Annotated in this window: 22 protein-coding genes; 13 read left to right on the top strand and 9 right to left on the bottom strand. The window is 67.4% G+C overall.

The features are described from left to right. Window positions 1–762, bottom strand: a complete 762-nt coding sequence (locus tag BMX36_RS16315) for a fimbria/pilus periplasmic chaperone (RefSeq protein WP_093067151.1) — start codon at window positions 760–762, stop codon at window positions 1–3. 113 nt (window positions 763–875) lie between these two features. Then, on the bottom strand, window positions 876–1,409 hold the full coding sequence (locus BMX36_RS16310) for a hypothetical protein (RefSeq protein WP_066775934.1): 534 nt from the start codon (window positions 1,407–1,409) through the stop codon (window positions 876–878). A 413-nt stretch (window positions 1,410–1,822) separates the two neighbouring features. Between BMX36_RS16310 and BMX36_RS16305 the strand changes: the two genes are divergently transcribed. The 6 genes from BMX36_RS16305 to BMX36_RS16280 all read left to right on the top strand — a co-directional run bounded on the left by BMX36_RS16305 (window position 1,823) and on the right by BMX36_RS16280 (window position 8,866). Then, window positions 1,823–2,545 carry a helix-turn-helix transcriptional regulator gene (locus BMX36_RS16305; RefSeq protein WP_093067149.1) on the top strand — a complete coding sequence of 241 codons (723 nt, stop codon included), beginning with the start codon at window positions 1,823–1,825 and terminating at the stop codon, window positions 2,543–2,545. Between the two features lie 128 nt (window positions 2,546–2,673). Continuing rightward, window positions 2,674–3,873, top strand: coding sequence for an AAA family ATPase (locus tag BMX36_RS16300; RefSeq protein ID WP_066775938.1), 1,200 nt, complete (start codon window positions 2,674–2,676; stop codon window positions 3,871–3,873). An 87-nt stretch (window positions 3,874–3,960) separates the two neighbouring features. Beyond that, a complete protein-coding gene (locus tag BMX36_RS16295; RefSeq protein ID WP_093067147.1) occupies window positions 3,961–5,070 on the top strand; it encodes a ParB/RepB/Spo0J family partition protein in 1,110 nt (369 codons plus the stop codon). Window positions 5,071–5,371: 301 nt separating this feature from the next. Further along, on the top strand, window positions 5,372–6,787 hold the full coding sequence (locus tag BMX36_RS16290; protein ID WP_093067145.1) for a replication initiator protein A: 1,416 nt from the start codon (window positions 5,372–5,374) through the stop codon (window positions 6,785–6,787). 1,197 nt (window positions 6,788–7,984) lie between these two features. Then, window positions 7,985–8,335: a hypothetical protein gene (locus BMX36_RS16285; RefSeq protein WP_066778186.1), complete on the top strand. Its 351-nt coding sequence runs from the start codon at window positions 7,985–7,987 to the stop codon at window positions 8,333–8,335. Between the two features lie 33 nt (window positions 8,336–8,368). Next, a complete protein-coding gene (locus tag BMX36_RS16280; protein WP_093067143.1) occupies window positions 8,369–8,866 on the top strand; it encodes an RES family NAD+ phosphorylase in 498 nt (165 codons plus the stop codon). 152 nt (window positions 8,867–9,018) lie between these two features. On the opposite strand, the gene BMX36_RS16275 is transcribed toward BMX36_RS16280, so the two are convergent. Further along, complete coding sequence (locus BMX36_RS16275; protein ID WP_093067141.1) at window positions 9,019–10,263, bottom strand: hypothetical protein; 1,245 nt, start codon at window positions 10,261–10,263, stop codon at window positions 9,019–9,021. A 205-nt stretch (window positions 10,264–10,468) separates the two neighbouring features. Then, on the bottom strand, window positions 10,469–11,353 hold the full coding sequence (locus BMX36_RS16270) for a fatty acid desaturase family protein (protein WP_256210851.1): 885 nt from the start codon (window positions 11,351–11,353) through the stop codon (window positions 10,469–10,471). Window positions 11,354–11,408: 55 nt separating this feature from the next. Between BMX36_RS16270 and BMX36_RS16265 the strand changes: the two genes are divergently transcribed. Further along, window positions 11,409–12,200 carry a PaaX gene (locus tag BMX36_RS16265; RefSeq protein WP_177179188.1) on the top strand — a complete coding sequence of 264 codons (792 nt, stop codon included), beginning with the start codon at window positions 11,409–11,411 and terminating at the stop codon, window positions 12,198–12,200. A gap of 130 nt (window positions 12,201–12,330) precedes the next feature. Continuing rightward, a complete protein-coding gene (locus tag BMX36_RS16260; protein ID WP_093067135.1) occupies window positions 12,331–12,996 on the top strand; it encodes a hypothetical protein in 666 nt (221 codons plus the stop codon). Window positions 12,997–13,341: 345 nt separating this feature from the next. On the opposite strand, the gene BMX36_RS16255 is transcribed toward BMX36_RS16260, so the two are convergent. Beyond that, a complete protein-coding gene (locus tag BMX36_RS16255; RefSeq protein WP_066775671.1) occupies window positions 13,342–13,662 on the bottom strand; it encodes a DMT family transporter in 321 nt (106 codons plus the stop codon). Between the two features lie 498 nt (window positions 13,663–14,160). Here BMX36_RS16255 and BMX36_RS16250 point away from each other — a divergent pair, with 498 nt between their 5' ends. After that, complete coding sequence (locus BMX36_RS16250) at window positions 14,161–15,327, top strand: GGDEF domain-containing protein (protein ID WP_093067133.1); 1,167 nt, start codon at window positions 14,161–14,163, stop codon at window positions 15,325–15,327. A gap of 228 nt (window positions 15,328–15,555) precedes the next feature. Beyond that, entirely contained in the window at window positions 15,556–15,981 is a 426-nt protein-coding gene (locus BMX36_RS16245) for a GNAT family acetyltransferase (RefSeq protein WP_093067131.1), read from the top strand. A 147-nt stretch (window positions 15,982–16,128) separates the two neighbouring features. On the opposite strand, the gene BMX36_RS16240 is transcribed toward BMX36_RS16245, so the two are convergent. After that, window positions 16,129–17,349 carry a calcium-binding protein gene (locus BMX36_RS16240; protein ID WP_093067129.1) on the bottom strand — a complete coding sequence of 407 codons (1,221 nt, stop codon included), beginning with the start codon at window positions 17,347–17,349 and terminating at the stop codon, window positions 16,129–16,131. Window positions 17,350–18,002: 653 nt separating this feature from the next. Here BMX36_RS16240 and BMX36_RS16235 point away from each other — a divergent pair. The 3 genes from BMX36_RS16235 (at window position 18,003) to BMX36_RS16225 (ending at window position 20,812) form a co-directional block, all read left to right on the top strand. After that, window positions 18,003–18,503, top strand: coding sequence for a hypothetical protein (locus tag BMX36_RS16235; RefSeq protein WP_093067127.1), 501 nt, complete (start codon window positions 18,003–18,005; stop codon window positions 18,501–18,503). 250 nt (window positions 18,504–18,753) lie between these two features. Next, on the top strand, window positions 18,754–19,734 hold the full coding sequence (locus BMX36_RS16230; RefSeq protein WP_093067125.1) for a ferritin-like domain-containing protein: 981 nt from the start codon (window positions 18,754–18,756) through the stop codon (window positions 19,732–19,734). 52 nt (window positions 19,735–19,786) lie between these two features. Then, window positions 19,787–20,812 carry a ferritin-like domain-containing protein gene (locus BMX36_RS16225; RefSeq protein ID WP_093067123.1) on the top strand — a complete coding sequence of 342 codons (1,026 nt, stop codon included), beginning with the start codon at window positions 19,787–19,789 and terminating at the stop codon, window positions 20,810–20,812. Between the two features lie 99 nt (window positions 20,813–20,911). Here the strand turns inward: BMX36_RS16225 and BMX36_RS16220 are convergent, their stop codons facing one another. From BMX36_RS16220 to BMX36_RS16210, 3 genes are all read right to left on the bottom strand, one after another. After that, a complete protein-coding gene (locus tag BMX36_RS16220; RefSeq protein WP_218142192.1) occupies window positions 20,912–22,279 on the bottom strand; it encodes a calcium-binding protein in 1,368 nt (455 codons plus the stop codon). A 156-nt stretch (window positions 22,280–22,435) separates the two neighbouring features. Then, on the bottom strand, window positions 22,436–23,131 hold the full coding sequence (locus BMX36_RS16215; protein ID WP_093067522.1) for an anti-sigma factor: 696 nt from the start codon (window positions 23,129–23,131) through the stop codon (window positions 22,436–22,438). Then, window positions 23,115–23,678: a sigma-70 family RNA polymerase sigma factor gene (locus BMX36_RS16210; RefSeq protein WP_066780683.1), complete on the bottom strand. Its 564-nt coding sequence runs from the start codon at window positions 23,676–23,678 to the stop codon at window positions 23,115–23,117. Before BMX36_RS16210 ends, BMX36_RS16215 begins: the two co-directional genes overlap by 17 nt. Window positions 23,679–23,744 lie beyond the last annotated feature (66 nt).

The following is a 23,744-nucleotide window of genomic DNA, read 5'->3' as shown; positions in this document are numbered from 1 at the left end:
CTAGTTCAGCGTGATATACTGGGTGGTCAGCTTGCCGGAGAGGGCGTGACCCTTGAGATCGGCGGGCATGGCGATCCGCACCACCCGCTCCACGCCGGGCAGGATGTTCAGCCCGGCCAGCGATTTCACCGCCTCCCCTTCCAGACGATGCGGCGTGCCGTCCGCGCTCAGCTCCAGCACCGGGCGGTCAAGGATCGCGCGGCTGGTGCCTTCGGACTTGATGCGCAATTCCAGCTCGTCCTCGCCGGCGGCATTCTTCACCGCGGCGACGCCGGCCAGCGTCGCCTTCGCCTGGCGGTTCTCCGGCATGACATAGAGCGCCGCTTCATAGCGGTACCGCATCGTCACATCGGCGGTCAGATCGCTGCGCACCTGTTCCTTGAACTGGATCGGCAGCTGTTCGGTGACGATGCGAAAGGCAAGCTCGGTGGTGGGGGCGGTGTCGCCGACCCATTGCACGCGAAAGCTTTGCGACGACTTGGGCGGGATCACCATCTGCGGCGGGGAGACGATGATATTCTCGTCATCGGCCGTCAGCGTATCGGACCCGTCCGGTTTCTGCGCGCGCTGAAACGCCTTTACCTCGATGGCGATCGGCACGTCATGAGTGTTGGTGATCACCGCCGTCTGCGCGGCGCGCGCGCCCGATGGCGCAAGCTGGATCACGATGGGCTTCAGATCATAAGCGAGCGCGGACGTGCCGGCGCTGGCGGCGATGGCGAAGCCGGCCAGGCCAAGCGCCCGGCGTGCATGGTTGAACATATCGTTTCCCCCCAAAGCGATGATGTGCCCGACGGCCCGGATCGGCGGCGCGAGTGGGGGGAAGGGGAGCGACCCCCTCCCCCCGACCGCGAGATCCTGAGACCGGGGGGTGCTCAGAAGTTCGCGGCGAGCGTGATCGTCAGCTCGTCCGAATAGGTGCCGGCGACTTCATAGTTCGACAGGCCGTTGAACTGCAGGTCGAGGTTGCCGGTGCGGGTGCCGCCGTTGAGCAGGATGTTGGTCCAGTCATTGTCGGTGACGATCACGACCGGCGCATTCTTCATCGCAGCCGAGCTGGTGCTGGTGGCGCCGATGCCGAGGCCCAGGAAGCTGGCTTCCACGTCATAGCGCACGTTGACCGAGCCGTTCGATTCGGCGTGACGCATGCCGCCGTTCAGCGACTGGAGCGAGACGGTGTAAGGCGAGTTGCAGGCATAAGCGATGGTCAGCACGCCCTGGTTGCCCGTCTCGCTCATGTTGACATTGTAGGTGCCGCTGCCCTCGGGGAGCAGTTCGCAGTTGCTGGCGACCGTGCCGGACAGCGCCAGCTTATACTGTTCCGAATCCTTGCCGACCTGCGCCGAAGCCGGTGCAGCAGCCGCAACCATCGCCAGCGTGGCGGCCGAAATAAGTGCGAGAGCCTTCATGATTACCTCCTGTTGGTCATGCTGGGTCTGCAAGTGATATCTTCCCCCCCTCCAGTTCTCGCCGTGCGTCAGGACACGGGAACTGTTCGGTTGAAGCTGCTTGCCCCCGCCAACAAGGTTGCGGAAACGGCGCCCCGGCAACAATCGCGCATCGGACGCTGGCGCTGCTCTTCGGAAAGCGCCGCCGGGTCGATGGATCGCACAGCGGACCGGATGATCGCGGGCGTGCGTCTTTAGACGCCGGGCGCGCCATGGTTCACGCGAAGGACGCCAGAATACTCACAAAGAGGCAGGGGCGTGCAACTATCGACGCACTCCTACTGACATCTTCGTAAGTGCGGCAAAGTCTGCTTAAGGAACGGTGAACATACCGGACGGGGCCGGGAGTGTTCAATCTAGGGGGGAATTACTTCATGCAAGATGCGCTGCGCGCGGTGCTGCTGTGCACCAACAACATTTGGCGCGAAGCCATTGTCGCCGCCCTGCGCATCCAGAACATCGAGGTCCTGCCCGCGCGCGCCGCGCCCGGCGGCCATGGCTTCGCCGCGACCAATGATGATGGCCCCGCCGGCGCCGATCGCATCCCCGACGTGGCGCTGATCGCGGCGGATCATGATCCCGCGGACCTCGCGCAAGGCATGGCCGCGCTGCCGATCGCCAATTGGGTGGTGATCGGCGGCCAAGCGCAGCAGCCGCTGGTGGCGCAGCTTCAGGCGGCAGGGCGCAGCGTCTCGCTCGCCTCGCCGGCGCTCGACGGGCGGCAGCTTGCGCATGTCGCGGCGCTCGCGGCGCTCGGCCAGCCGATCTGCACCACCCCCGATCTGCTGTGCCCCGCGCCGCACGACGGCGACATGCTCGATCAGGCGGGGCTGGACGAGGAGCAGTGGCAGTTGATGCGCTGCCTGTCCGAAGGGCTGTCGAACAAGGAGATCGCGCGCCTGCACCAGACATCGGAGGGCGCGGTGAAGGCGCGAATCCGGGTGCTCCTGTCGCGGCTTGGCGTCACCAACCGGACGCAGGCGGCGGTGATCGGCGCGCGCGCCGGGCTGCGGATGGAGCGCGGCACGCCCCGCCCCCGGCTGGTGTTTCAGCAGCCATCGGTGCCACCGGCGGCGCTTTACGCCCTGGCGAGCTGACCCGCCGCCTGCGATCTTGATCCTCTGAACAGGCCCTGCCGAACGCTCGCCGTAACGATCTTGCGCGATTGAACCAAATCGTGCGATGAGTGCGCGAACAAGCTTCAATCGACGCGCGGGGCTCCGGCATGAATGCAATCACCAGCCAGATCGGCGATCTTGCCGAGGCCGGCGAGCGGATGATCGAACGGCTGCGGCGCAAGGCGTTCCTGCCGGAAAGCCGCAAGGGCCTCAACGTCCGCTTCGGCATTGCCGAGGCCGCCGCGCTGCTCGGCTGCTCGACCAATCGCATCCGCATGGCCGAGGACGACGGCCGCCTCCCCCCACCCCCCGCCAGCGAGAGCGGCCGGCGGCTCGGCTATACGGTGGAGGAAATGCTCCACATGCGCCAGGTGCTGGGCGCCTCCCCTGCCCGCGCGCCGCTGGACGTGCCGGCGATCATCGCGGTGCAGAATTTCAAGGGCGGCGTCGGCAAATCCACCGTCACCACGCATCTGGCGCATTATTTCGCGGTGCAGGGCTATCGCGTGCTGGTGGTGGATTGCGACAGCCAGGCGACCACCACCACCCTGTTCGGCTTCAACCCGCATTTCAACATCACGCGGGAGGAAACGCTCTACCCCTATCTGTCGATCGACCCGACCGAGGCGGATCTTGGCTATGCGGTGAAGCGCACGCCCTGGCCGAACGTCGATCTGATCCCGTCCAACCTCGAATTGTTCGACGTGGAATATGAGCTGGCGGCGGCGGGCTCCAATGGACAATCCGTGTTGGCGGCTCGATTTCGCAAGCTGAAACAAGGGCTTGTCGATCTTGCGCGGGATTATGACGTGGTCATTCTCGATCCCCCGCCCGCGCTCGGCACGATCAGCCTGGCGGTGATGCAGGCGGCCAATGCGCTGCTGGTGCCGCTGGCGGCGACGACGCCCGATTTCTGCTCCACCGTGCAATTCCTGTCGATGATGGATCAGGTGCTGCGCCAGCTCGAAGGCGCCGGGATCCAGGTGGATTACAGCTTCGTCCGTCTGATCTGTTCCAAGTTCGACGCGAATGATCCCAGCCACGCCATGGTCCGCGCGATCATGGAGCAAAGCTTCGGCCCGGCGCTGCTGCCGGTGCCGATCCTCGATTCGGCCGAGATCAGCCACGCCGCGCTGCGCATGATGACGGTCTATGAGCTGGAAAAGCCGATCGGCACGCCCAAGACGCACAAGCGCTGCCGCACCAATCTGGACGAGGCGCTGGGGCAGATCGAGCAGCTCGTCCGCCAGGGCTGGGGCCGCGTGGCGCCGGCGCGCGAGGAGGATGTGATTCATGCCGCGGCATAGCAAGGCAGCCTCCACCGCCCACCCCTTTCCTACACGCCATTGTTCCGCATATGTTCCGCGCGTTTTCGCCAGCAGGGGAGGCATGTGATGGCGCGTAAACAATCCGACTACCTCGCCGGGCTGCTCGCCGATGACGAGCCGCTCGCCACGCCGCCCCCGCCTGCCCCCACCACCACGCCGCAGCCGGACCGGCCGCAGGCGGATGGACCCCCCGCCCCGCTACCCGCACCCCTGCCAGCCACGCGCGAGCGGCTGCGCGGCACGACGCTGCTCGGCCGGGAATCGGCGCTGGCGCGGGTCGCCTCGGGCGAGGTCCGCCAGGTCACGCAATTGCTGCTTGATCCCGCCCGCGTGCGCATCTGGCCGGGAAATGCCCGGTCTTATGCGCATCTTAGCGAGGAAAGCTGCCGCGAGCTGATCGATTCGATCGTGGCCGAGGGCGGGCAGAAAGTGCCGGCGGTCGTGCGCCGTGTCGATGGCGATCCGGCGCATGATTATGAGGTGATCGCCGGTACGCGGCGGCACTGGTCGATCTCCTGGCTGCGCGCGCACAGCTATCCCGACATGATGTTCGTGGCGCAGGTCGCCGCGCTCGACGACGAAGCCGCCTTTCGCCTCGCCGATCTGGAGAACCGCGCGCGCAAGGACGTGTCCGACCTGGAACGCGCGCGCAATTACGCCGCCGCGCTCAAGAGCCATTACGGCAATCACCTGACGCGCATGGCGGAGCGGCTGAAGCTCTCCAAGGGTTGGCTGTCCAAGATGCTGAAGGTCGCGGCCCTGCCCGATGCGGTGGTGCAGGCCTTTGCCTCACCCGCCGACGTGCAGTTGAAGCCCGGCTATGCGCTGGCCCAGGCGCTGGATGACAAGGCCGCCGCCCCGGCGATCCTGGCCAAGGCGCGCGCGCTCACCCGTGACCAGAAAAGCCGCAGGGACAATGGCTTGGCCCAGTGGAATGCCGCCGAGGTGGTGCGCCAGCTTCTCGAGGCACCGCGCGCCGCGGCCGGCCCGGCGGCAGAGCCATGGACCTGGACGACCAACCACGGCCGCCCTGCCCTCACCATCCAATCGGCCAATCGCCGGGGCGTCACGATCCGCCTTCACGCCGGATCGGGCGCCAGCCATGACGATCTCGCCGCGGCGCTGCGCCAGGCGCTCGATCATCTGGAGATCGAGGGGCGGGGCCTGCAACGGTGATCCGAGCGGGCGCCTCGACGGTCAGGGGAGCCGCGCCGCCGGGCCCTGTTTCCCCGGGGAAACATGGGCACCTGCGTGCCGGTGACCGGCAGCGCGGCGCCGCGCGACGTGGCTCGCGGCTGATCCGCCTCGCCGCCATCCCGGGCGTGATCCGGGATCCATGGCTCCTGAGGGACAGGCGGGACTTGCCTCGCGGGGCCGGCCGCGATCACGACACGGCAGATGCTGCACCTTGTGTTTCCCCGGGGAAACACGGCTTGCCCTCGCCTGCCCCGCACGTGTTTCCCCGGGGAAACGCCGCATGAGCAAGGCTGGCCGCGCGTCCGTCTCGAACCAGTTCGACCTCTTCCTCCCTTATGTCGCCGATCTCGCGCTGCGCGACCAGCGCGAGATGATGGAGCGCCCCTTCTTCAGCCTGGCGAAGTCGAAGCGGGTGAAGCCGATCGACTACCGAAGCCCCGACGGCAAGCTGTGGGTCCATGTGTCGGCCAATCCCGATTACGGCATGGCGACGATCTGGGATGCCGACATCCTGATCTATTGCGCCAGCGTGCTGGCCGACATGGCGAGGCGCGGGGTCAACGACGTGCCTCGCAAGCTGCATCTCATGCCCTATGACCTGCTGCGCGCGATCGGGCGGCCGACCACGGGACGGGCCTATGAGCTGCTCGGCCAGGCACTCGACCGGTTGGTCGCGACGACGATCAAGACCAACATTCGTGCCGACGCCTCACCTGAGCCGGCCTCCGGCAGGGGGCGCCGAGAGGCGACGTTCAGCTGGCTCGATGGCTGGACGCAGCTGGTGGACGAGAAGACCGAGCGATCGCGCGGCATGACGATCGAGCTTTCCAACTGGTTCTGGGAAGGCGTGATGATGACGGGCGGCGTGCTCAGCATCGATCGCGCCTATTTCGACCTGACCGGTGGGCGCGAACGCTGGCTCTACAAGGTCGCGCGCAAGCACGCGGGCGGCGCCGGAGAGGCCGGTTTCGCCATTTCCATGCCGACGCTGTTCGAAAAGTCGGGCGCGGAAGGCCAGTATCGCCGCTTCAAGTTCGAGATCGCCAAGATTGCCGAGAAGGACCCCCTGCCCGGCTATTCGCTTGCGATCGAGCAGCCCGCCGACAAGCGCGAGCCGATGCTGCGGATGCGGCGGCGGGCGGATGGCGGCCCCTCGGCACGCGCCGCGGGTGCGGACACGGGCAAGCGGACGTCGCGGGGCAAGGCCGTGCCGCCGCAGACAGAGACGGCCGAGGCAGTGACGGGCGAGACGGTGGAGGGCGCCGCGCCGGCGAAGGTCGCGGCCTCCCCTGCCCTGCCGCTCGACCATGTGGCGCGCGACGGCGGCGAAGGCGGGGGCGCCCCGGACACGCGCGCCAGCGTGGCCGCGGGCGCCATCATGGCCCCCTCGCCTGCCCAGCGTTTCCCCGGGGAAACACCCTCGCCCGAGCGTATTGCGGAGCTCTCCGCCACTGCCGCCATGATCCGGCGATCGGTGAAGAGCCTCGCCCATCGCGCCAGCGCCGGCGACCTGACCGATGCGACGCTTGCGACGCTGAAGGCGGAATGCCCGGGCTGGGATTATCAGGCGCTGCACGAGGAATTCCGCCAGTGGCTCGCCGCCGATCCTGCCCGTACGCCGGTGAGCTACCAGAATGCCTTTATCGGTTTCGTGAAGCGCTGGGACGCCAAGCACCGCCACCATCTCGGCCGCTGATCCCGCTGCCGATCGTGGCGGGCGGGCGCCTTCCCCCTTGCTTATGCTTGTCTCGCCGGCTGACCGGCAATGGCCTGGGCGCTGGTGACTATCTCCCGGCCATCACGCGAGTTCGATGCAGCTCGCGCGAGCGAAACCTCTGCAGGATAGTTCGACGGCGGCACAGGCTGCGTCATTCCGGATTTGTGTCGGGATCCGCTGTTGCGCACACTCGAGGGCGCAAGCTGCGCGGCACAGTGGATGCCGGAACAACGCCCGGCATGACGGAGAAAGTTGCGCCACGGGTCGGCGGACGTGGATCTGACTGGAGCAAGCGTGATGGGCTCGATGGTTGATCGTGCCGGTGCGGCGCCCGCATCCCCGCTCGTAGCGAGCTTGTCGAAGTCTGTGCCAGACTTGGCCGCTTGCCGCGCGTCTTGGTTGAAAGTGCGGGAACAGGAAGAGGCCTGTCGTGAGGTCGTGCGATGCGTCACTATCATCGTTGAACGTCGCGGCAGAGGGATGAGGAAGTTGCGACTTGCGGTGGCAATTGCCCCGGCCTTTCCAACTGGGCCCCGGCCTTCGCCGGGGTGCAGGTCAGCGCCGGGGGGCAGGGTTCGCGGGCATCACGCGGGGGCAGGGGAGGGGACAGGCCTGTCGCCGCTGCGCTGGTGCATCAAGCCGCGCATCGTTCGACATCGGGCTTCAGCGCCGGTACGATTGTCTCTCATTCCAGCCGATCGCAATTCCGCGTCGGGACGCGCCTGTTACCCCAACGTACCGCCCGCCAATCCGACGTTCCGTTCCCGAAGTGTCGGGTTGCAACCGCTGCCACCCGACGAGATCACCGGCACCTCGCGATTTTGAACCTCTCCATCCAACAAGCGCGCGAAATTGATTCAAACCGTGCGCTCGAAAGACGCTATCCCAGGGTCCATCGACACTCCGGGAACATCTGTCGCCCCTTCAGGAACAGTTTCACGACACTTCGGGAACGCCCGTATCGCCACTTCAGGAACGCCCGGCCGACATATCGGGAACAGCCTGCACGGTAGTTCGCTCGTCTTTACAGTGACTTGCGAGCATGTGCCGGCCGGCTAACCTTCTAACCTATTCCATAAACCCTCTAACCAGTCTTGATGACATGAACTTGATGGGAAGAGGGATTCATTGAACCGGGGCGGGCGTTGATGCATATAACAGGCAAGGAGTGCACTCATGCTTGCCGCTTTCCTCGATGACATCCGCGATGCCGATATGATCGCGCCGCGTCGCATGGCCGAGCGGTTGCGCCTTCCCATGTCCCGCCTCGCCAAGCTTGCTCACCTCAACCGCAATACCATGGCCGCGCGGCCGGAAAGCCCCGCCGTGCAGGCGAAGCTTGGCGAGATCGCCCGCATCATCGCGCGCGCCGCCGAGCTGGCGGGGGATGAGGGGCGCGCGATCATCTGGTTCAAGCATCAGCCGATCGCCGGCTTCGGCAAGACCGCCGAGGAGCTGGTGGAGGAGGGCCATGCCGATGCGGTGATGTGGACGCTGGAGAGCATGGACCAGGGCGCCTACGCCTGATCCGCCGGCGACCGCCCGGGATCACCCGTCATCATGGCCGACCTGCCCCCGCTCTCGCCGCTCCAGGGCCGGTTCTGGCGCATGCTGGGCATCCGCTGGCAGCGCCGCCCCTATGACAGCGGATCGCATCTGACGGGCGGTCGCTGGAATGCGCCCGGCACGCCCGCGCTATACCTGTCGGCGGACTACAATACCGCTATCCGGGAAATGCATCAGGATCTGATCCGGCCGGGCACGCTGGTCGCCTTTGACCTGGCGGCCGAGCGGGTGGCGGACCTCACGACATGGGATCCCGCGGTCACCGCCTGCCTGTGGCGCGAGATCCACATGATCCGCCGCGAGACGCCGCCGAGCTGGACACTGGCGCAGGCGCTGATCGCCGCCGGGGCGCAGGGTGCGCTGGTCCCTTCCGTCCAGCATCGCGGCGGGCGCAATCTGGTGCTGTGGCGCTGGCGCAAAGCGGAGGATGGGGCAGGGGAGGGCGCGGCGCTCACCCTGCTCGATCCCGAGGCGCTGCTGGGCGGCGGCTGACGCGCCTCAACAGGCGACCGAGCGGGTCGCCTGGCTGGCAGGACAGGGCAGGACAGGACGGAGCCGGGCAGGACTGCGCGGGGCAGGGCACGGCAGGGAAGGGGGCAAGCGGTCCATCCGCCCGCCCCCAGCCCGCTCAATTCGCGCCCCGCTCAGTCCGCGACGGCCTCCGCCGCGGCCTGCGCGATCGCCAGCAGCAGCGCCGGCGTGGCGGTCGCCGGATCAAGCGTGACGCGCGATCGCATCGGATCGTTCTCCACCGGCTCCGCCGCCAGCCCCCGTTCCAGCCCCAGGTCCGGCCCCGTTTTCAGCGCAGCCACGGTCGCCACGTCGGCCTTGGAGAAGCAATGGAGCTGGCCGCGCGCCGTGCGCAGCATCATCAGCGTCCGGCCTGCCTCGCCCAGACGGATGCGCAGATCGGGCACGTTGGTGAAGTAGGGCTGGAAGGGCGCCGGGCAGGCATCCAGCAGCGCATCGACCAAGCTGCTCCCGGCCGGGGACAGGCGCTGGCGGAAGGCCAGCTCGCCGCGGCTCAGCCCCTCATCCTCCGCCAGTTCCGCGACGTGATCGTCCGCCACCGTACCCGGCGCGGCATAGGCCTCCACCAGCGCACGCGGGGCAGGGCGGCGACGCGCGACGCGGGCGTCATAGACCGCTCGGTCGAACGGCGGCAGCGCGGCCGGGAAGATCGTCTCCAGCGCGGCGCCGACCTCGCCCGCGTCCAGGCGGGGGTGGTGCGTGCCAATCGGGATGCAGGCGTTGCAGATCGGGCGGAACCGCTCCACCAGCCGGGTCTCGGCCGGGCGCAACCATTGCTCGCGCACCCAATCGCCCCGCTCGCGCCCCGCGGCACCGTCGAGCAGCGCGTCCCAGCCGGCGGGCAGGGGGCGGAACAGGCAGGTGATCCGCGCCAGCAGCGCATCGGGTGCGGCGCTGCGCAGACTATCCCAATGGGCGCTGGCGAAGGCGGCCTTTTGCGCGGTGCAATGCGATCCGCCGAGCAGCGGATGGGGGGTGGCGGCGTGGCAGTCGGTGTCGCGCCCGTTCGGCAGGCAGGCCGCGAGATCATCGGCAAGGCCCGACGCATCGGGGCCGCGCAGCACCTGGTTCAGCGGCGTCGGGCTGAAGCTGATCGCCTTGGCACGAAGCGTCTGCCCCACGACGTGCAGCTTCCACCGCTCCAGCACCGGCAGGCCGGGATCGGCATCGGCGCCGACATGCAGCCCGATGTAGAATAGCGCGCCATCCAGGAACAGCGCGTACAGCCCCGGCCCGCACAGGTCCTGGGGCACGGGATCGACATGGATATGCGCGACGAGATTGGCCCAGCTAGGCTTGTTCGGATGCGCGGCGACCTCCCTGACGGAAAGCAGGTCCTGCGCGGCAAAAGGCGGCATAATATCTCCTGTGAAAGGAGATGCGGCTGTGGCCTGCCGCGATTGTCGTGCGAAATCCGGATATTATCCGGTCGCGGCGTTAACCGGAATTTAGCGCTGTGTGGGCGTGACCGTTACTTGGCGGGCGCCGTACGCATCGCAATCTGCGCGGCTGGCGTCCGCTGCCCCAAGGTCGAGCAGACCCGCCGCCGAAACCGCGCGGGCCTTATGCCGGCTGGCGCGTGGCGCGGCGCAGGACGTCGACATAGCCGCGCGACAAGGCGTCATGCCCGTCATAGAAGCCGCGTTCGCTCAACAGGCGGTGCATGCGGGGCAGGCGATAGGGCGGGATGCCGGCCGCGAGGTGATGCTCGACATGGTAATTGACGTGGTTGGGCGCGATGAACAGCCGTTCCCACCAGCGCGCGATGGTGGTGGAGGTGTTGAGCCGCGGATCGGGCGAGCCGCGATCGGGCACCACGCCATGTTCGCCGATCTGCCGCAGGCGGACGATCACGGGATAGACGAACAGCTCCGCCACCCACCACAGTCCATAGGCCCACCAACCGCCCGCCAGCGCCAAAGCGGCGAACAGCGCGACGTGGAACAGCAGCCACGGCCAGTGCGTCGCGAGGCGGAAGCGCGCAAACGAGCGGCGCAGATCACGCACCCCGGTGCGCCCGGTGATGTCGCGCAGGAACTTGCGCCGCAGCGACGTGCGCGAGATGGGATAGCTGGCGACAAAGCCGAGGTCAGGATCCTGCGGCGTGCCGGCATAGCGGTGATGCGCCAGGTGATAGGTGCGATAGGAGGCGAGCGAGAGGTTGATCGGCGTCCCGGCGAGCCACTGGCCAACCGTCTCGTTGGTGCGGCGATCGCGGAACAGGGCGTGATGCGCGCAATCATGCACCAGGATGCCCAGGCCAAGCTGCCGCCCCGCCAGGATCAGCACCGCCAGCACGATCGTCAGCGGATTGGGCCAGGCGATCGCCATGCCAAAGGCGGCGGCGATCAGCCCCCAGTTCATCGCAAAGGCCCACCAGGCGCGCGCATCCGACCGCTGCGTCAGCGCCACCAGCTCCTCGGATGACAGATAATCGGATACCTTCACGCTGGCTCTCCTCTCGCCGATCGATATAACGCATTCCTGCATGATGAGTCAAAGCATGTTACATGACTGGCGCGATCCGGTGTCGCCGCGCTCGCTGGCGCTGTGGCTGCTGTCCACCGCCGCGCCACAGCCGCTGCCGGCAGCGACGCTGATCGGGCGCGGGGCGATCTTCGGCATCGAGCCGGCGGCGGTGCGCGTCGCGCTGGGGCGGCTGGTGCGCGAGGGCATGGCGCAGCAGCCCGAACGCGGCGTCTATGCGCTGGGGCCGGCGGCGGCGGCGCTCCATGCCAAGGCGCGCGGCTGGATGCGGGTGGAGGAAAGCGTGCGGCCCTGGACGGGCGCATGGCTGCTGGTGCTGACCCATGCGCTCGGCCGTACCGATCGCGCGCGGCTGCAGCGCCGGGAGCATGCGCTTCGCCTCACCGGCTTTGCCCATGCCGGCGCGGGCACCTGGGTGCGCGCCGACAATCTGGCGCAAGACGCCGCCGCGCTGCGCACCACGCTCGCCGGGCTGGGGCTGGAAGGGGAGGCGCCGCTTCTCGCCGGCTGCATGGCGGAGCCGGGGCAGGACCGCGATTTCCGTGCTTTATGGCCCGCCGCGACGCTGGAGGCAGGCTATGATCATTGGCTGGCCGAAATGGCGGCGAGCACCGATCGCGTGCGGCAAATGGCCACCAGAGATGCCGCGCGCGAAACCTATCTCTTGGGCCAATCCGTGCTGCGCGCGATCAATTCCGATCCCTTGCTGCCGGCCGAGCTGGTCGATGTCGGCCGGCGCGGGGCCATGGTGGCGGCCATGCGGCGCTACAACGACATGGCGCTGACGCACTGGAGCCGGATCGCATGACCGGCGATCGCCAAGCCATTGAGAATCGCGTTTTTTACAGCAGCAGCTATGTTGATGCGAAGGTCATTATCTGATCAATTGATGATCGGCGTTTCGATGTAGGAAGCGCCGGAGTCGCAGGAGTGGGAACGTGGATAACGACCGCGACGAGCTTACCAAATTAATCGAGCAGGCACTGGGCCTGGCGGACGAGCGTCAGCTCAATCTCGTGAGCATCAAGCTGGAGGAAGCGCGGATCGCGATGATCGCGGAACCCGGCCCATCGGGTACGCTCGCGCGGCTGGAGGATATCGTCCGGGCGTTGCCGATCCCGGTTCGGCTACGTTCCGTCTCCGGCGGCAATGTCGTCACCCTTCACGCACCGACCAGCGTGGAACACCTGTTGAGCGATCATGCCGCGCTCGATGCCCGGCGAAAGGCGTTGCTCGCGCTGGTCGAAGGCCCACCCAATGCCGCGGAGGCGGAGCGGCAGCTCAACGATTTCGATCTGCTCATCGAGGCGCATCGCGCCACCGAACGCCGCTGTGTCTACGGCCCCCTGCTGGCGCGGGGCGTGGATGCGGATCTCACCCTGGAGAGAAGCCTGACGAGCCTGGTGGGGGAGATGGAGACCGATTGGGACAGCTATCTCCACCAATGGGATCGGGACAGGATCGAGAACAACTGGTTCGACTTCGCCGTCGCAACCCACTTCATCCTCGCCCGCGCCGCCGAGCGCATGCGGCTGGAGGAAAAGGTGATCTACCCCGTCTGTTTCCTCAGCGGGCTGATCCGATTGCGCGAATCCGCGGGCTAGGACCTGATCCAGCCAGATTGATCCGCTTCCCCGGCGAAAGGCCGGGGCCCAGTTGCGCGACCAAGCTGGCAGGCACACCAGCTTTTGCCAACGCTTTCCCAGCTGGCCCCCGGCCTTCGCCGGGGAGGTGTTTCCAGGGGCCTGGATCAAATCCTAGAATGACGCACGGCGATGGGCGAAGCGGCGTGCTTCGGGTGATGCCAATCGGGGCACATCCTTCGGTAAGCTCAGGACGAACTTTTATAGGGGCAATGAAGTGGCGAGCGGACGACATTCGCTTCGCCAGCCGCGACCCTTTACCCATCCCGCCGCGCCGGCCCGCCGCACGCCGGCAGCGCCGCGCCCTTATTGCGGCGCGAACAGCTTGGTGCCGACCACGCCGATGATGATCAGCGCGAGAAAGCCGATCTGCACCGCGCTCAGCCGTTCGCCGAACAGCATCACGCCAAAGATGGTGACGCCCACCGCGCCAAGCCCGGTCCAGACGGCATAAGCCGTGCCGGCGGAGAGGCCGCGCATCGCCAGCGCGAGCAGCCCCATGTTCACGAAACTGAGCGTGATCGGCACGATCGATGCCTGCCAGCCGCCCTGCACGGCCGCCCATTTCAGGCTCAATGCCCAGATGATCTCGGTTACAACGGCACAGCCGAGGATGACCCACGCCAAAAGCGTTCTCCTTGCGCGGGCTCTGAGGGGGAGGCAGCGGCCGGAAACCCGAAAGAGGCGGCTGCGGCGCGCGCCATAGCGATGCGCGTGGCGAAAGGCCAGCGCGGCAGGCGCGCCGGATCCCTGCGGTGGGATCGCAGCACGCGGGCGCATATTCACGGGCGGCGGCTTTGCGGAACCATGATCCCTGCCCTCGCGGGGATGACGGCTATGGGTGGGCGCCAAGGCTCCAGACTGGGAGGTTATGTCAGAAGCTCATGCGGCCGGTGATGCCGCGATCGCAGGCGATGTCGCGCGGGATCTGGACGGGCGAACGCTGCCGGGCGCCCGTCCGAGCGGAGGCGGGCGCCATCGAGCTTTCCGAGAGGGCGAGCGTCCCGCGAACGGGGCCAGCTGGGGAGGGGGAGAGCAGGGTGGCGGTCGGCTACCATCCCCGCTGATTAAGGAGTTCTTTCGAAATCGCACCTAAATGGCGGCATTGGAAACTTTGGCGTCGCAATGCGTTTTGACCTCTTCACCCTCTATGTCCTCGCCATCGGCACGCTGATCCTCAGCGTGGCGCTGACGCTGTGGGAGGGTCAGGCTCGTCCGCAGCGGCGGCGCGAGCTGCAGCTGTTCGCCGCTGGCTATGCCATGCTTGCCGCCGGCTGCGTGATCGCCATCATCCGCCAGGGCGTGCTTGGCTCGGCGCTAGGTAATCTCACCTTTGTCAGCGGCTATCTGCTGGTGCTGAACGGCGTCGCGGCGATCAACGGCCGGCGCTATGCCGGGCTGTCGGTGGCCATGCTGGTCGCGTTGGCGCTGGCCTGGATGGCGGGGGGCAGCCGCTGGGAAGCGGACCTGTGGAGCTATATCGGCGGGATCCCGATCGTCGTCGCGGTGGGGCTGACGGCGTGGGAAATGATCCGCTGCCGCCCGCTCCGCGCGCTGCGCTCGCACCCGCTCGTCGTGGCGCTGCTGGCGATGCACACCCTGTTCTACGCCGGGCGGCTCTTCGTCCTTCCCTTGCTTGAGGCGTGGCTTGGCCCGGCGGTGATCGCCGGCGTGGCGAAGCTGACTATGTATGAAGGCGTGCTTTATTCGGTCGGCATGCCAATGGCGCTGCTGGCGGTGGTTCGCGAGGAATCGCACGCGCAGCTGCTGGAATCCTCGCGCCGCGATTTCCTGACGGGCCTGGGCAACCGGCAATGGTTCTTCGAACAGGGCGAGCGGCTGCTGCGCCAGCGCGCCGCGGACGAGCCGGTGGCGCTGCTCGCGTTCGATCTCGATCACTTCAAATCGATCAACGACCGCCACGGCCATGCGATGGGGGACGAGATCCTGAAAGCGTTCGCCCGCATCGCGCGCCACACGCTGGGGCCCGAGGCGGCGCTGGCGCGGATCGGCGGCGAGGAGTTCGTGGCGCTGCTGCCCGGCTATGAGCGGACCCATGCGCGCGACATCGGCCGCGTGCTGGCCGCGCGCTTCGCCGAGGCGGTGCCGCGCGACCCGCGCTCCGCCGGGGTGGAGGCGACCGTCAGCATCGGCGTGGCGGCGTTCGGCGGGGGCGGCACGACGCTGGGCGACATGCTCTCCTCCGCCGATCGCGCGCTCTATCTGGCCAAGGAGCGCGGGCGCAATCGCATCGAACTGGACATGCCGCTGGCGCTCGCGCCGGCCTGCTGAGCGAAGGGGCGGGGGCTGGGCACGTAGCTCGACAAGCTCGGTACGAACGGTGAGGGGGCTCACCGTCGATCCGGCGCTTCACCCGAGCTTCTTATCCAGGCAGGGCGCGTCGGTGTGAAGGCGCTGGCGGGGGTCGGAGCGCGATCGGGACACGGCAGGTACCGCCGGAGTGCCTGGCGGATCATGCGGGTGCTTAACAACATGCGGATCCGCGCCTAGCTGCTGGCCATGACCATCCCGATCCGGGCCGCCGTCGACGCCGATCAGGCCGATATCATCGCGCTTTGGCATGCCTGCGGGCTGGTGGTGAGCCACAATGATCCCGCGGCGGACTTCCGCTTCGCGCTGGCCGGTCCCGCCTCTGCCGTGCTGGTCGCGGAGGGAGAGGGCGGCATCATCGGCAGCGTGATGGTGGGGCATGACGGGCATCGCGGCTGGCTTTACTACCTCGCCGCCGCGCCCGGGCGGCAGGGGCAGGGGATCGGCCGCGCGCTGGTGGCGGCGGCGGAAGCGTGGCTGCGGGTACGCGGCGTGCCCAAGGTGCAGCTGATGATCCGCCCCACCAACACCGCCGTCGCACGCTTCTACGACCGGCTTGGCTATGCCGAGGAACCGCGTGTGATCATGGCCAAACGCCTGACCCCGCCGGGCTGATCGCCGCACATCGCCCGACCTGACGAAGCAAGGATTGCAGCAGTCCCGCCTTGTCCGGAAGACGGCCAAGCTCGCTGCACCTTAGGGCCTTGAACGACAGCAGGAGCAGAGGAAGCGCCGCCAACGACGGCGACGCTCCCCGTCCGGTCAGAGGATGAAATCCGACGCGGTCAGCACATGCTCGCCGTCCAGCCGGATCACCATTTCGCCGCCCCGATCACCACCAATGTCGAGCAGCACGAAGGTGTTGCCGTTGCGGATCTGGTAGCGCGCCTCGCCGCCCGCGCCGGTAAAGGCGCCGGTGCCCAGCCAGGTGAAGGCATCGTCGGGCAGGTTGGCGCTGTCCAGGTTCGCCACTGCGTCGACCGCGGACAGGTCGATGATATCTCCCTGCCTGCTGCTGAAATCCATGATCCGGTCGGCGTCTTTCTGAGACGCGCCGCTGTCGCCCGGGAGGAAATATTCCTCGAACTGCTGCCCCTGCTCGTCGATGTGAAAGCCGACAAAGGAAAAGCCCGCAAAGACAAAGATGTCGGCACCTTGACCGCCGGTCAGCTGATCCTTGCCCAGGCCGCCGATCAGCACGTCATTGCCATTGTCGCCGAACAGCTGATCGCTGCCGCCGCCGCCAACGAGTTCGTCGCCGCCGCCGAGCCCCATCAGGCGATCATCGCCATTGCCGCCTTCGAGCCGGTTCGCCGTGTCCGATCCGGTCACGCGCCCGCCGGTCAGGGCGTAGAAACTGAAATCCTCGATGCCGCGGATGCGCCCGGTGCCGCCAAAGCCATCGTCCGCGATCAGCCCACGCGACAGGTCGACCACGACGCGCGACGTTGCCGCGAGCTGTTCCTGGCTGCCGTCGGTCGAGAAGACGGTCTGGTCGCCGAGAAGCGCGAGGAGGTCGCGCCCTTCGCCGCCATCCACCACCGTGTCGACGATCCCGTCGATCTGAATTTGATCATTGCCGCCGTGGCCGAACAGGCGATCGCCTTGATTGCCCAGGAGCATGTTTTTGCCATCATCGCCATGGAAGATGTCGCGGAAGCGGGTGCTGGCGCCGAGCGCTTCGATCGAGACGATCTTTTCGCGATTGCCGAAACCGTCGTTGATGATGAGCTGCCGCCGCAGGTCGACGATCACGCCCTGTGTTCCCGCATCAGCGAAGCTCACTCGATCGAAGCCCGATCCGCCGTACAGCCGGTCGATACCCTCGCCACCGCGCAGAATGTCGTCGCCGGCGCCACCGTAAAGGATGTCATCGCCGGCCGCACCGCGCAGATAATCGTTTCCGCCATAGCCATAAGCAATGTCGTCGCCGCTCGTACCGAAGGAGTTGTTGTCGGAATCGTCGCCGTAATATTCAGCCATGATGGCATTGCCCCCTGTTGTACCGGCTAATTGCCAGTGTTCCGTGCGCCCCTTGTTCCCGAAGCATGTCGCAGGACCATGAACCTGCCAAGCTGCAAGATGTGAGGGGGGCAGGGCCTTGGTCCAGAAAGAGGAATGGCTGACACTTTGCCTTGAGGCGCGCGTTTGCCGGTGCCGCTAGGCTGCGCGTGTAAGCCTGTCACGAAACCGTTCATCGGCGCGGCCTTCGACCTTTTTGATCCGTTCATGCTTAGCTGGTTGACGTCTGTGATGAGCTGCGCCGGACCAGTGGGATCCGGCCCATGGCGCGACAGGCTTTGTACGGATGGGGAGGGGTTCAGGTGTGCGAGGGCGCTTCAAGCCATCATCCCGCCAGCGTAATCCATCTTTGCGGGGCTGCGTAGGCGGCCAGGAGGCGGGGAAGGGGGGCTCGTCAGCCGCGGCCGTCGCATCGCTATCCTTCCCTGCCGTCAGCTCCATTCCCGCCAGCGGCCCGGATCGGTGCGACCACTCCAGCGCCGCCCCGCCGCGGTGAAGCGTCATTCGTGACACTCTGCCGGCGGGCGCGTGGCAAAGTGTCATGGACGACAAAGTCGCTTCGGCATGCACGAAGGGGATTCACGTTGCGTTCCGCATGTGCTTGATTCTCCAACATGACTGTGGCCACCCCCCGTCCCGATCTCGGCTCGATCCTCGCCGCGCTCGCGGCTGCGTCCAGCCGCCCGCGTTATGCCTTTCTCGTGCTCGGCCTGATTGCCGAGGCGGCGCGGGCGGATGGTGAGGCGGGGCCGTGGGTGCAGGTGTCCGGGGCGGCCGGGGCGGAGCGGGTGTCGCTGCGTGACTGGCTGGCGCGCCAGCTGCTGCCGCTGGCCGCACGGGACCGGCGGCGCGCCGGGCTTCGCGCCAAGGTGGCGGCACGGCTCGGCAGCAGCGATCCCGACCGGGTGGAGGCGGCGCTGGCGGAAGAGGCATTGGCGATCGGCAAGGCCAATGTGAGCCGCGCGGTATCCGATCTGGTCCGCGCGGGGCTGGTGCGCCGCCACTATGCCGGCCGGATCACCGATCATTGCAACCGGGGCGGCCGGCGGCTGGCGGTCTATCGCGTCGACCCGCCGGTGCTCAACGCGATCCGCTCCCGTCCAACGCTGGTCTAACCACGGCGGTCTGACCACGGCGCCAGCCAGCCGGCGAGCATCGGATGGCCGGGGTGGCAGCGCCCCGATCACGGCTGGGGATCCGCGACCTTGCCTTAACGGCGCGCGTCGAGCGCTTCCCGGGTGAGAGACGGCAAACAACAAATTTGCCTGCCCGCCTGCATCCGCCATCACCCGGCGGCCGTACCTCTCCACAGCCCGCACGACGAAAAGCAATCCCAACCCCTTGCGGGCTTACGGGAGGTGCCAAGTGACGACGCAACAGGACCAACTGATCGAGGCGTTCGAGGAGCGCGCCGATCGGCGGCGTGATCGACGCGCGTTCTTCACGGCGGCACTCGGCGCCGCGGCGGTCGGCGGGGCATTCGTCTATGCCGATCCGGCGAAGGCGCAGGCGCTCACCGATGCGGACGTGCTCAACTTCGCGCTGAACCTCGAATATCTCGAGGCACAATTCTACCTTTATGCCGTGAACGGCGCCGGGCTTTCGGCAAGCCTGACGGGCGCACCCTCGGGTGCTGCTGGCGGCACCGTGACCGGCGGAGCGCGGGTCGACTTTTCCGGTGACCCGCTGGTGGGTGCCTATGCCCGCGAGATCGCCGCGGACGAGGAAGCGCACGTCAAGTTCCTGCGCACCGCGCTGGGCAGCGCGGCGGTGGCCATGCCCAACATCAACATTTCCGGCGACGCGTCCGGGCCGTTCACCGCCGCCGCACGCGCGGCGGGCGTCGTTGGCGCGACGGAGACGTTCAACCCCTATGCCGATCCCAACAGCTTCCTGCTCGGCGCGTTCATCTTCGAGGATGTCGGCGTCACCGCCTACAAGGGCGCCGCGCCGCTGATTTCGAACAAGACGTTCCTTGAGGCGGCAGCCGGCATCCTGGCGGTGGAGGCGTATCACGCGGCGATCGTCCGCACGACGCTTTATGCCAAGGGCGTCAGCGCCCTGGTCGATGCGACGGAGAAGATCTCCACCGCCCGCGATACGCTGGACGGCAGCCCGGCCGAGGATCGCGTGCGCGGCATTGCGCCTGACGCGGATCAGGGCATCGCCCCGTCGGGCAGCGGCGCGACGCTGACGTCCAATATCGCGCCGCTCAACGCCAATGGCCTCGCCTACAGCCGAACGACGGGCCAGGTGCTCAACATCGTCTATCTCAATGCCGCCAGTGCCACGATGGGCGGCTTCTTCCCCAATGGCGTGAACGGCAACATCCGGTCCACCGCATGAGCGTGGCTGCGCTTCCATCGGCTTTTTTCACGCTTTTTCCGGGACACAGACCATGATCGACCATCGCAAGGCCCTCGACATCCTCGCCGCTTCCGACGCGCGGCGGGCGGCGCGGCGCCGTTTCATCAAGGTGGCGGGCGGCAGCACGCTGGCGCTGACTGGCGCCACCTTGCTGTCCGGCTGTTTCGACGATGATGACGACAATATCTTCGCGCCGACACCCACCCCGACGCCAACGCCCACGCCAACGGCGGCGCCGGTGACCGACGCCGATATCCTCAATCTCGCGCTGAACCTGGAGTATCTCGAGGCGCAATTCTATCTGTTCGCCGTCAACGGCACCGGCCTTGCGGCGGCGCAGACGGCGAGCGGGAGCGGCGCTGCCGGCGGAACCGTCATCGGCGGCGCGAGGGTGGACTTTTCCGGCGATCCGCTGGTCGGTGCCTATGCGCGCGAGATCGCGGCCGACGAGGCGGCGCATGTCGCCTTCCTGCGCACCGCGCTCGGATCCGCCGCCGTGGCGATGCCCAACATCAACATCTCGGGCGACGCCAATGGCGCCTTTACCGCGGCGGCGCGTGCTGCCGGCGTGGTCGGGGCGAACGAGACGTTCAATCCCTATTCCTCGCCCGAGAACTTCCTGCTCGGCGCCTATCTGTTCGAGGACGTGGGGGTGAGCGCCTACAAGGGCGCTGCGCCGCTGCTGTCGAGCAAAGTGTATCTGGAGGCGGCGGCGGGCATCCTGGCGGCGGAGGCCTATCATGCGGGGCTGGTGCGCACGGTGCTCTACGCCAAGGGCATGTCGACCGCGGCGCTGGTGACCGCCACCACCAGGATCTCCGACGCGCGCGACGTGCTCGACAAGAACGGGGACTCCGACCAGGGGGTCGCCGGCAGCAACGGTGCCTCGAACATCGTCCTCGCCGATGGCGATGGCGTGGCCTACAGCCGCAACAGCCAGCAGGTGCACAATATCGTGTACCTCAACGCGACGGGCGCCAATGTGAACGGCGGCGGCTTCTTCCCCAATGGCACGAACAACGGCAATCCCAGCCTGCGTGTGGGCCTGCCGTCCTGATCGACGCGTGACACAGTGAAAAGGGCGGTCGATCGCGTGGATCGACCGCCCTTTCATGTCGCCGACCGGGGCAGCGCCGAAGCGCCGCCTCATCCGCCTTCAGAGAATATAGTCGCTTGCCACCGGCGGCCCCGCGTTCGTCAGCGTAATGGTGAAATCGGGTGTCAGATCGCCCGAAACGTTGACGAACAAGGTCGTGTTCGCGCCGTTCGTCACGGCGGTCACATCCTCGGCGGCGATGTCGAACGCGCTGAGGTCGATCTTGTCGGTGCCCGATACGAAGTCGACGATCGTGTCATCGCCCGGCGTGTCGCGGAACACGAACGTGTCGTTGCCGGCACCGCCGAGCAGCTGGTCGTCACCCAGCCCGCCGATCAGCCGGTCATTGCCCGCGCCGCCGACGAGGAAATCGTTCGCCTCGCCGCCGGTCATGCGATCGTTACCCGCGCCGCCGTTGACATAAGTGGCGGTCGTGGCGGTGCTGAAGTCGATGATCTCGCCCGCCTTGGTGCCCAGGTGCACCGATGCGAACTGATCGCCACGCGCGGTGCCGCTGACGAGATCGCGCACGTCAAAGGTCAGCGTCGGCGTGGAGGAGGTGAAGGTGACGCCTTCGTCGTCATAGCGGCTGACCTGGCCGACCAGCGCGTCGCCGCGGCCCTCCGCCTGCATCCGTACCGCAAGCCCGCCGTCCTGATTGGCGAGCGTACCTGCGTCGAGCGCGCTGCCGTTGCCGACCTCGGCGCTGGTGAACGTCAGGCGCACCTGGGTGGTCTCCGCGGCGGCGGATACGATCACCGTGTCGCTGCCCTTGCCCAGATCGACCATGTCCATCCCGTCGGTCGAGATGTTGAAGATCGCGATGTCGTCGCCGGCGCCGCCGGTGATCGTGTCGTTGCCGCCACCACCAAGGAAGCTGTCGTTGCCGCCGCGGCCACCGTTCAGCGTGTCATTGCCCGCGCCGCCGACCAGGAAGTCATTGCCCAGGCCGCCCTTGATGTCGTCATTGCCCTGGCCGCCGTTGATGTAGACGTTCGCCGTCGTGCCGCCCTCGGCGTAGTAGTCGGCGCCGGATGTGCCAAGGCGCACGATGTCGAACTGGTCGCCGCGCGCGGTGCCGCTGACGAGATCGCGCACGTCGAAGGTGAAGGTGCCGTCGGAAACGAAGCTGATGCCTTCATCGTCGAAGCGGCCGATCCCGCCGGTCAGCGCGCCGGACGCATCCTCGCCCTGTACGCGCACCGCGAGCCCGCCATCCTGATTGGCCAGCGTGCCGGCATCATTGGCCACATTGTTGCCGACCTCGGCACTGGTGAAGGTCAGGCGAACCTGCGTGAACAGTCCTTCGCGGTTGCCGAACCTCACAAAGTCGTAACCGGTGCCGAAATCCCTCGCGACGCCGTTGAGGTAGGCGAGGCTGTACCCTGCCGAATCGTCACGCGTCCGGCTGCCGTTGATCGTTGCCATTTCAGTCTCTCCCATGTGACCGCGGAAGATACGAATATTTCTCACATGGGATGCACCAGCAATGAAAAGTCGCGAAGTCTTGCGCGCTACTACTATGGAGACTTGCTACGAGGCGCTGAATAGCTAGGTTAATACTTTCGCGCTTCTTTGTGCCGATTATATCCGCGTCAGCGCGCCCGTTGCTACGATCGGCCCGGTGGGCAGCCGGGTCGGTGAGCCGCCGGGCGGCTCGATAGAGATCGCCAGCGTGGCACCGGCGGCGAGCGCGGCGCGATCGGCGGCGCTGAGCGCGATCGCCGTGGTTCCGGTGGCGGTCAGCAGGCCCAGCGAATGCGGCACGCCATCCGCGCCGATGCGCCACAGTTCGGCGACCTTGCCGGTCGGCACCTCGATCGCGGTCGGCACGCGCACCTGGCCGCGTGCCGCGTCGAACAGCGCCGCAAACGCGGCGCCCTCCTTGCCATCGGCCGGCGTCATCGCGGCGGCATAGGTGATCGGCGCCGGCGCGGCTGGTCGTGGTGCTGGCCCAGGGGAGGGCGGTGGCACGTCCGCGGGACGCAGAACGAGCGCCAGCGCAAGGCACGCGGCGAGCGCCGAAGCCGCGCCGGTCGCCCAGCGCCAGGGCCGCGCATTGTCGACCGCCGCCATCAAGCGCCCCTCCATCCACGCGGGTGGCTCTACCTCGGGGTAGCTCGGGTAGAGCGCCGCGAAGCGCGTCCGCCACGTGTCCACCTCCTGCGCGAACTCCGGCTCGGCCGCGACGCGGCGCAGGGCAGCAGCGCGCTCCTCCCCCTCGAGGAGGCCGAGCGCGAGTTCCGCCGCGGTGATGCTGTCGTCAGGCGTCAGCGGCATCGAGGCACTCCCGCAGCTTCATCAGGCCACGCCGAACCCAGCTCTTCATCGTGCCGAGCGGCACCGCCACGCGCTCGGCCAGTTCCGCATAGGTCAGCCCCTCGAAGAAAGCGGTTCGGATCGCCGTGCGCTGGTTCGTCTCCAGCGTTCCAAGACAGAAGTGCAGCAACCGCTCGCGCTCGTCCGCCAGCAGCGCCTCGGACGTCAGCGGGGCCGGATCGGCGATCGCGTCGAGCGCCTCGACCGGCGCATGGGGGCGGCCGTTGGTGCGGCGCCAATCGATCGAGCGGTTGCGCGCGATCGTCGCCAGCCAGGCGATCGCACTGCCGCGCGCGACATCGAAGCCGTCGGCCCTGGTCCACACCGTGAGATAGACGTCCTGCAACACGTCTTCTGCTGCCTTTCGTTCGCCGCAGATACGCAGGCAAATGCCGAAAAGCTTCGCCGCCGTCATCTTGTAGACAAGGCGAAAGGCGCGCGGATCGCGCCTGGCGGTGCGATGCAGCGCGTCGGTGAGCCGCGCCCTTGTCACCTCGTCCACCGGCATCCCCTCACTCGCCTTGTCGCGTTTCGGGGATCATGGAATGAAAGTCACTAGAATGTAAGCGGAAAC

The organism is Sphingomonas sp. OV641, assembly GCF_900109205.1.
Classification (GTDB): Bacteria; Pseudomonadota; Alphaproteobacteria; order Sphingomonadales; family Sphingomonadaceae; genus Sphingomonas.
Note: the sequence above shows the minus strand (reverse complement) of the source record. Positions and strands in the feature narration are given on the sequence as shown.

Excerpts from the sequence above, each read along its gene's own strand:
- BMX36_RS16315 (WP_093067151.1), bottom strand. The coding sequence starts at position 762 with ATGTTCAACCATGCACGCCGGGCGCTTGGCCTGGCCGGCTTCGCCATC.
- BMX36_RS16310 (WP_066775934.1), bottom strand. The coding sequence starts at position 1,409 with ATGAAGGCTCTCGCACTTATTTCGGCCGCCACGCTGGCGATGGTTGCG.
- BMX36_RS16305 (WP_093067149.1), top strand. The coding sequence starts at position 1,823 with ATGCAAGATGCGCTGCGCGCGGTGCTGCTGTGCACCAACAACATTTGG.
- BMX36_RS16300 (WP_066775938.1), top strand. The coding sequence starts at position 2,674 with ATGAATGCAATCACCAGCCAGATCGGCGATCTTGCCGAGGCCGGCGAG.
- BMX36_RS16295 (WP_093067147.1), top strand. The coding sequence starts at position 3,961 with ATGGCGCGTAAACAATCCGACTACCTCGCCGGGCTGCTCGCCGATGAC.
- BMX36_RS16290 (WP_093067145.1), top strand. The coding sequence starts at position 5,372 with ATGAGCAAGGCTGGCCGCGCGTCCGTCTCGAACCAGTTCGACCTCTTC.
- BMX36_RS16285 (WP_066778186.1), top strand. The coding sequence starts at position 7,985 with ATGCTTGCCGCTTTCCTCGATGACATCCGCGATGCCGATATGATCGCG.
- BMX36_RS16280 (WP_093067143.1), top strand. The coding sequence starts at position 8,369 with ATGGCCGACCTGCCCCCGCTCTCGCCGCTCCAGGGCCGGTTCTGGCGC.
- BMX36_RS16275 (WP_093067141.1), bottom strand. The coding sequence starts at position 10,263 with ATGCCGCCTTTTGCCGCGCAGGACCTGCTTTCCGTCAGGGAGGTCGCC.
- BMX36_RS16265 (WP_177179188.1), top strand. The coding sequence starts at position 11,409 with ATGTTACATGACTGGCGCGATCCGGTGTCGCCGCGCTCGCTGGCGCTG.
- BMX36_RS16250 (WP_093067133.1), top strand. The coding sequence starts at position 14,161 with ATGCGTTTTGACCTCTTCACCCTCTATGTCCTCGCCATCGGCACGCTG.
- BMX36_RS16245 (WP_093067131.1), top strand. The coding sequence starts at position 15,556 with ATGACCATCCCGATCCGGGCCGCCGTCGACGCCGATCAGGCCGATATC.
- BMX36_RS16240 (WP_093067129.1), bottom strand. The coding sequence starts at position 17,349 with ATGGCTGAATATTACGGCGACGATTCCGACAACAACTCCTTCGGTACG.
- BMX36_RS16235 (WP_093067127.1), top strand. The coding sequence starts at position 18,003 with ATGACTGTGGCCACCCCCCGTCCCGATCTCGGCTCGATCCTCGCCGCG.
- BMX36_RS16225 (WP_093067123.1), top strand. The coding sequence starts at position 19,787 with ATGATCGACCATCGCAAGGCCCTCGACATCCTCGCCGCTTCCGACGCG.
- BMX36_RS16220 (WP_218142192.1), bottom strand. The coding sequence starts at position 22,279 with ATGGCAACGATCAACGGCAGCCGGACGCGTGACGATTCGGCAGGGTAC.
- BMX36_RS16215 (WP_093067522.1), bottom strand. The coding sequence starts at position 23,131 with ATGCCGCTGACGCCTGACGACAGCATCACCGCGGCGGAACTCGCGCTC.
- BMX36_RS16210 (WP_066780683.1), bottom strand. The coding sequence starts at position 23,678 with ATGCCGGTGGACGAGGTGACAAGGGCGCGGCTCACCGACGCGCTGCAT.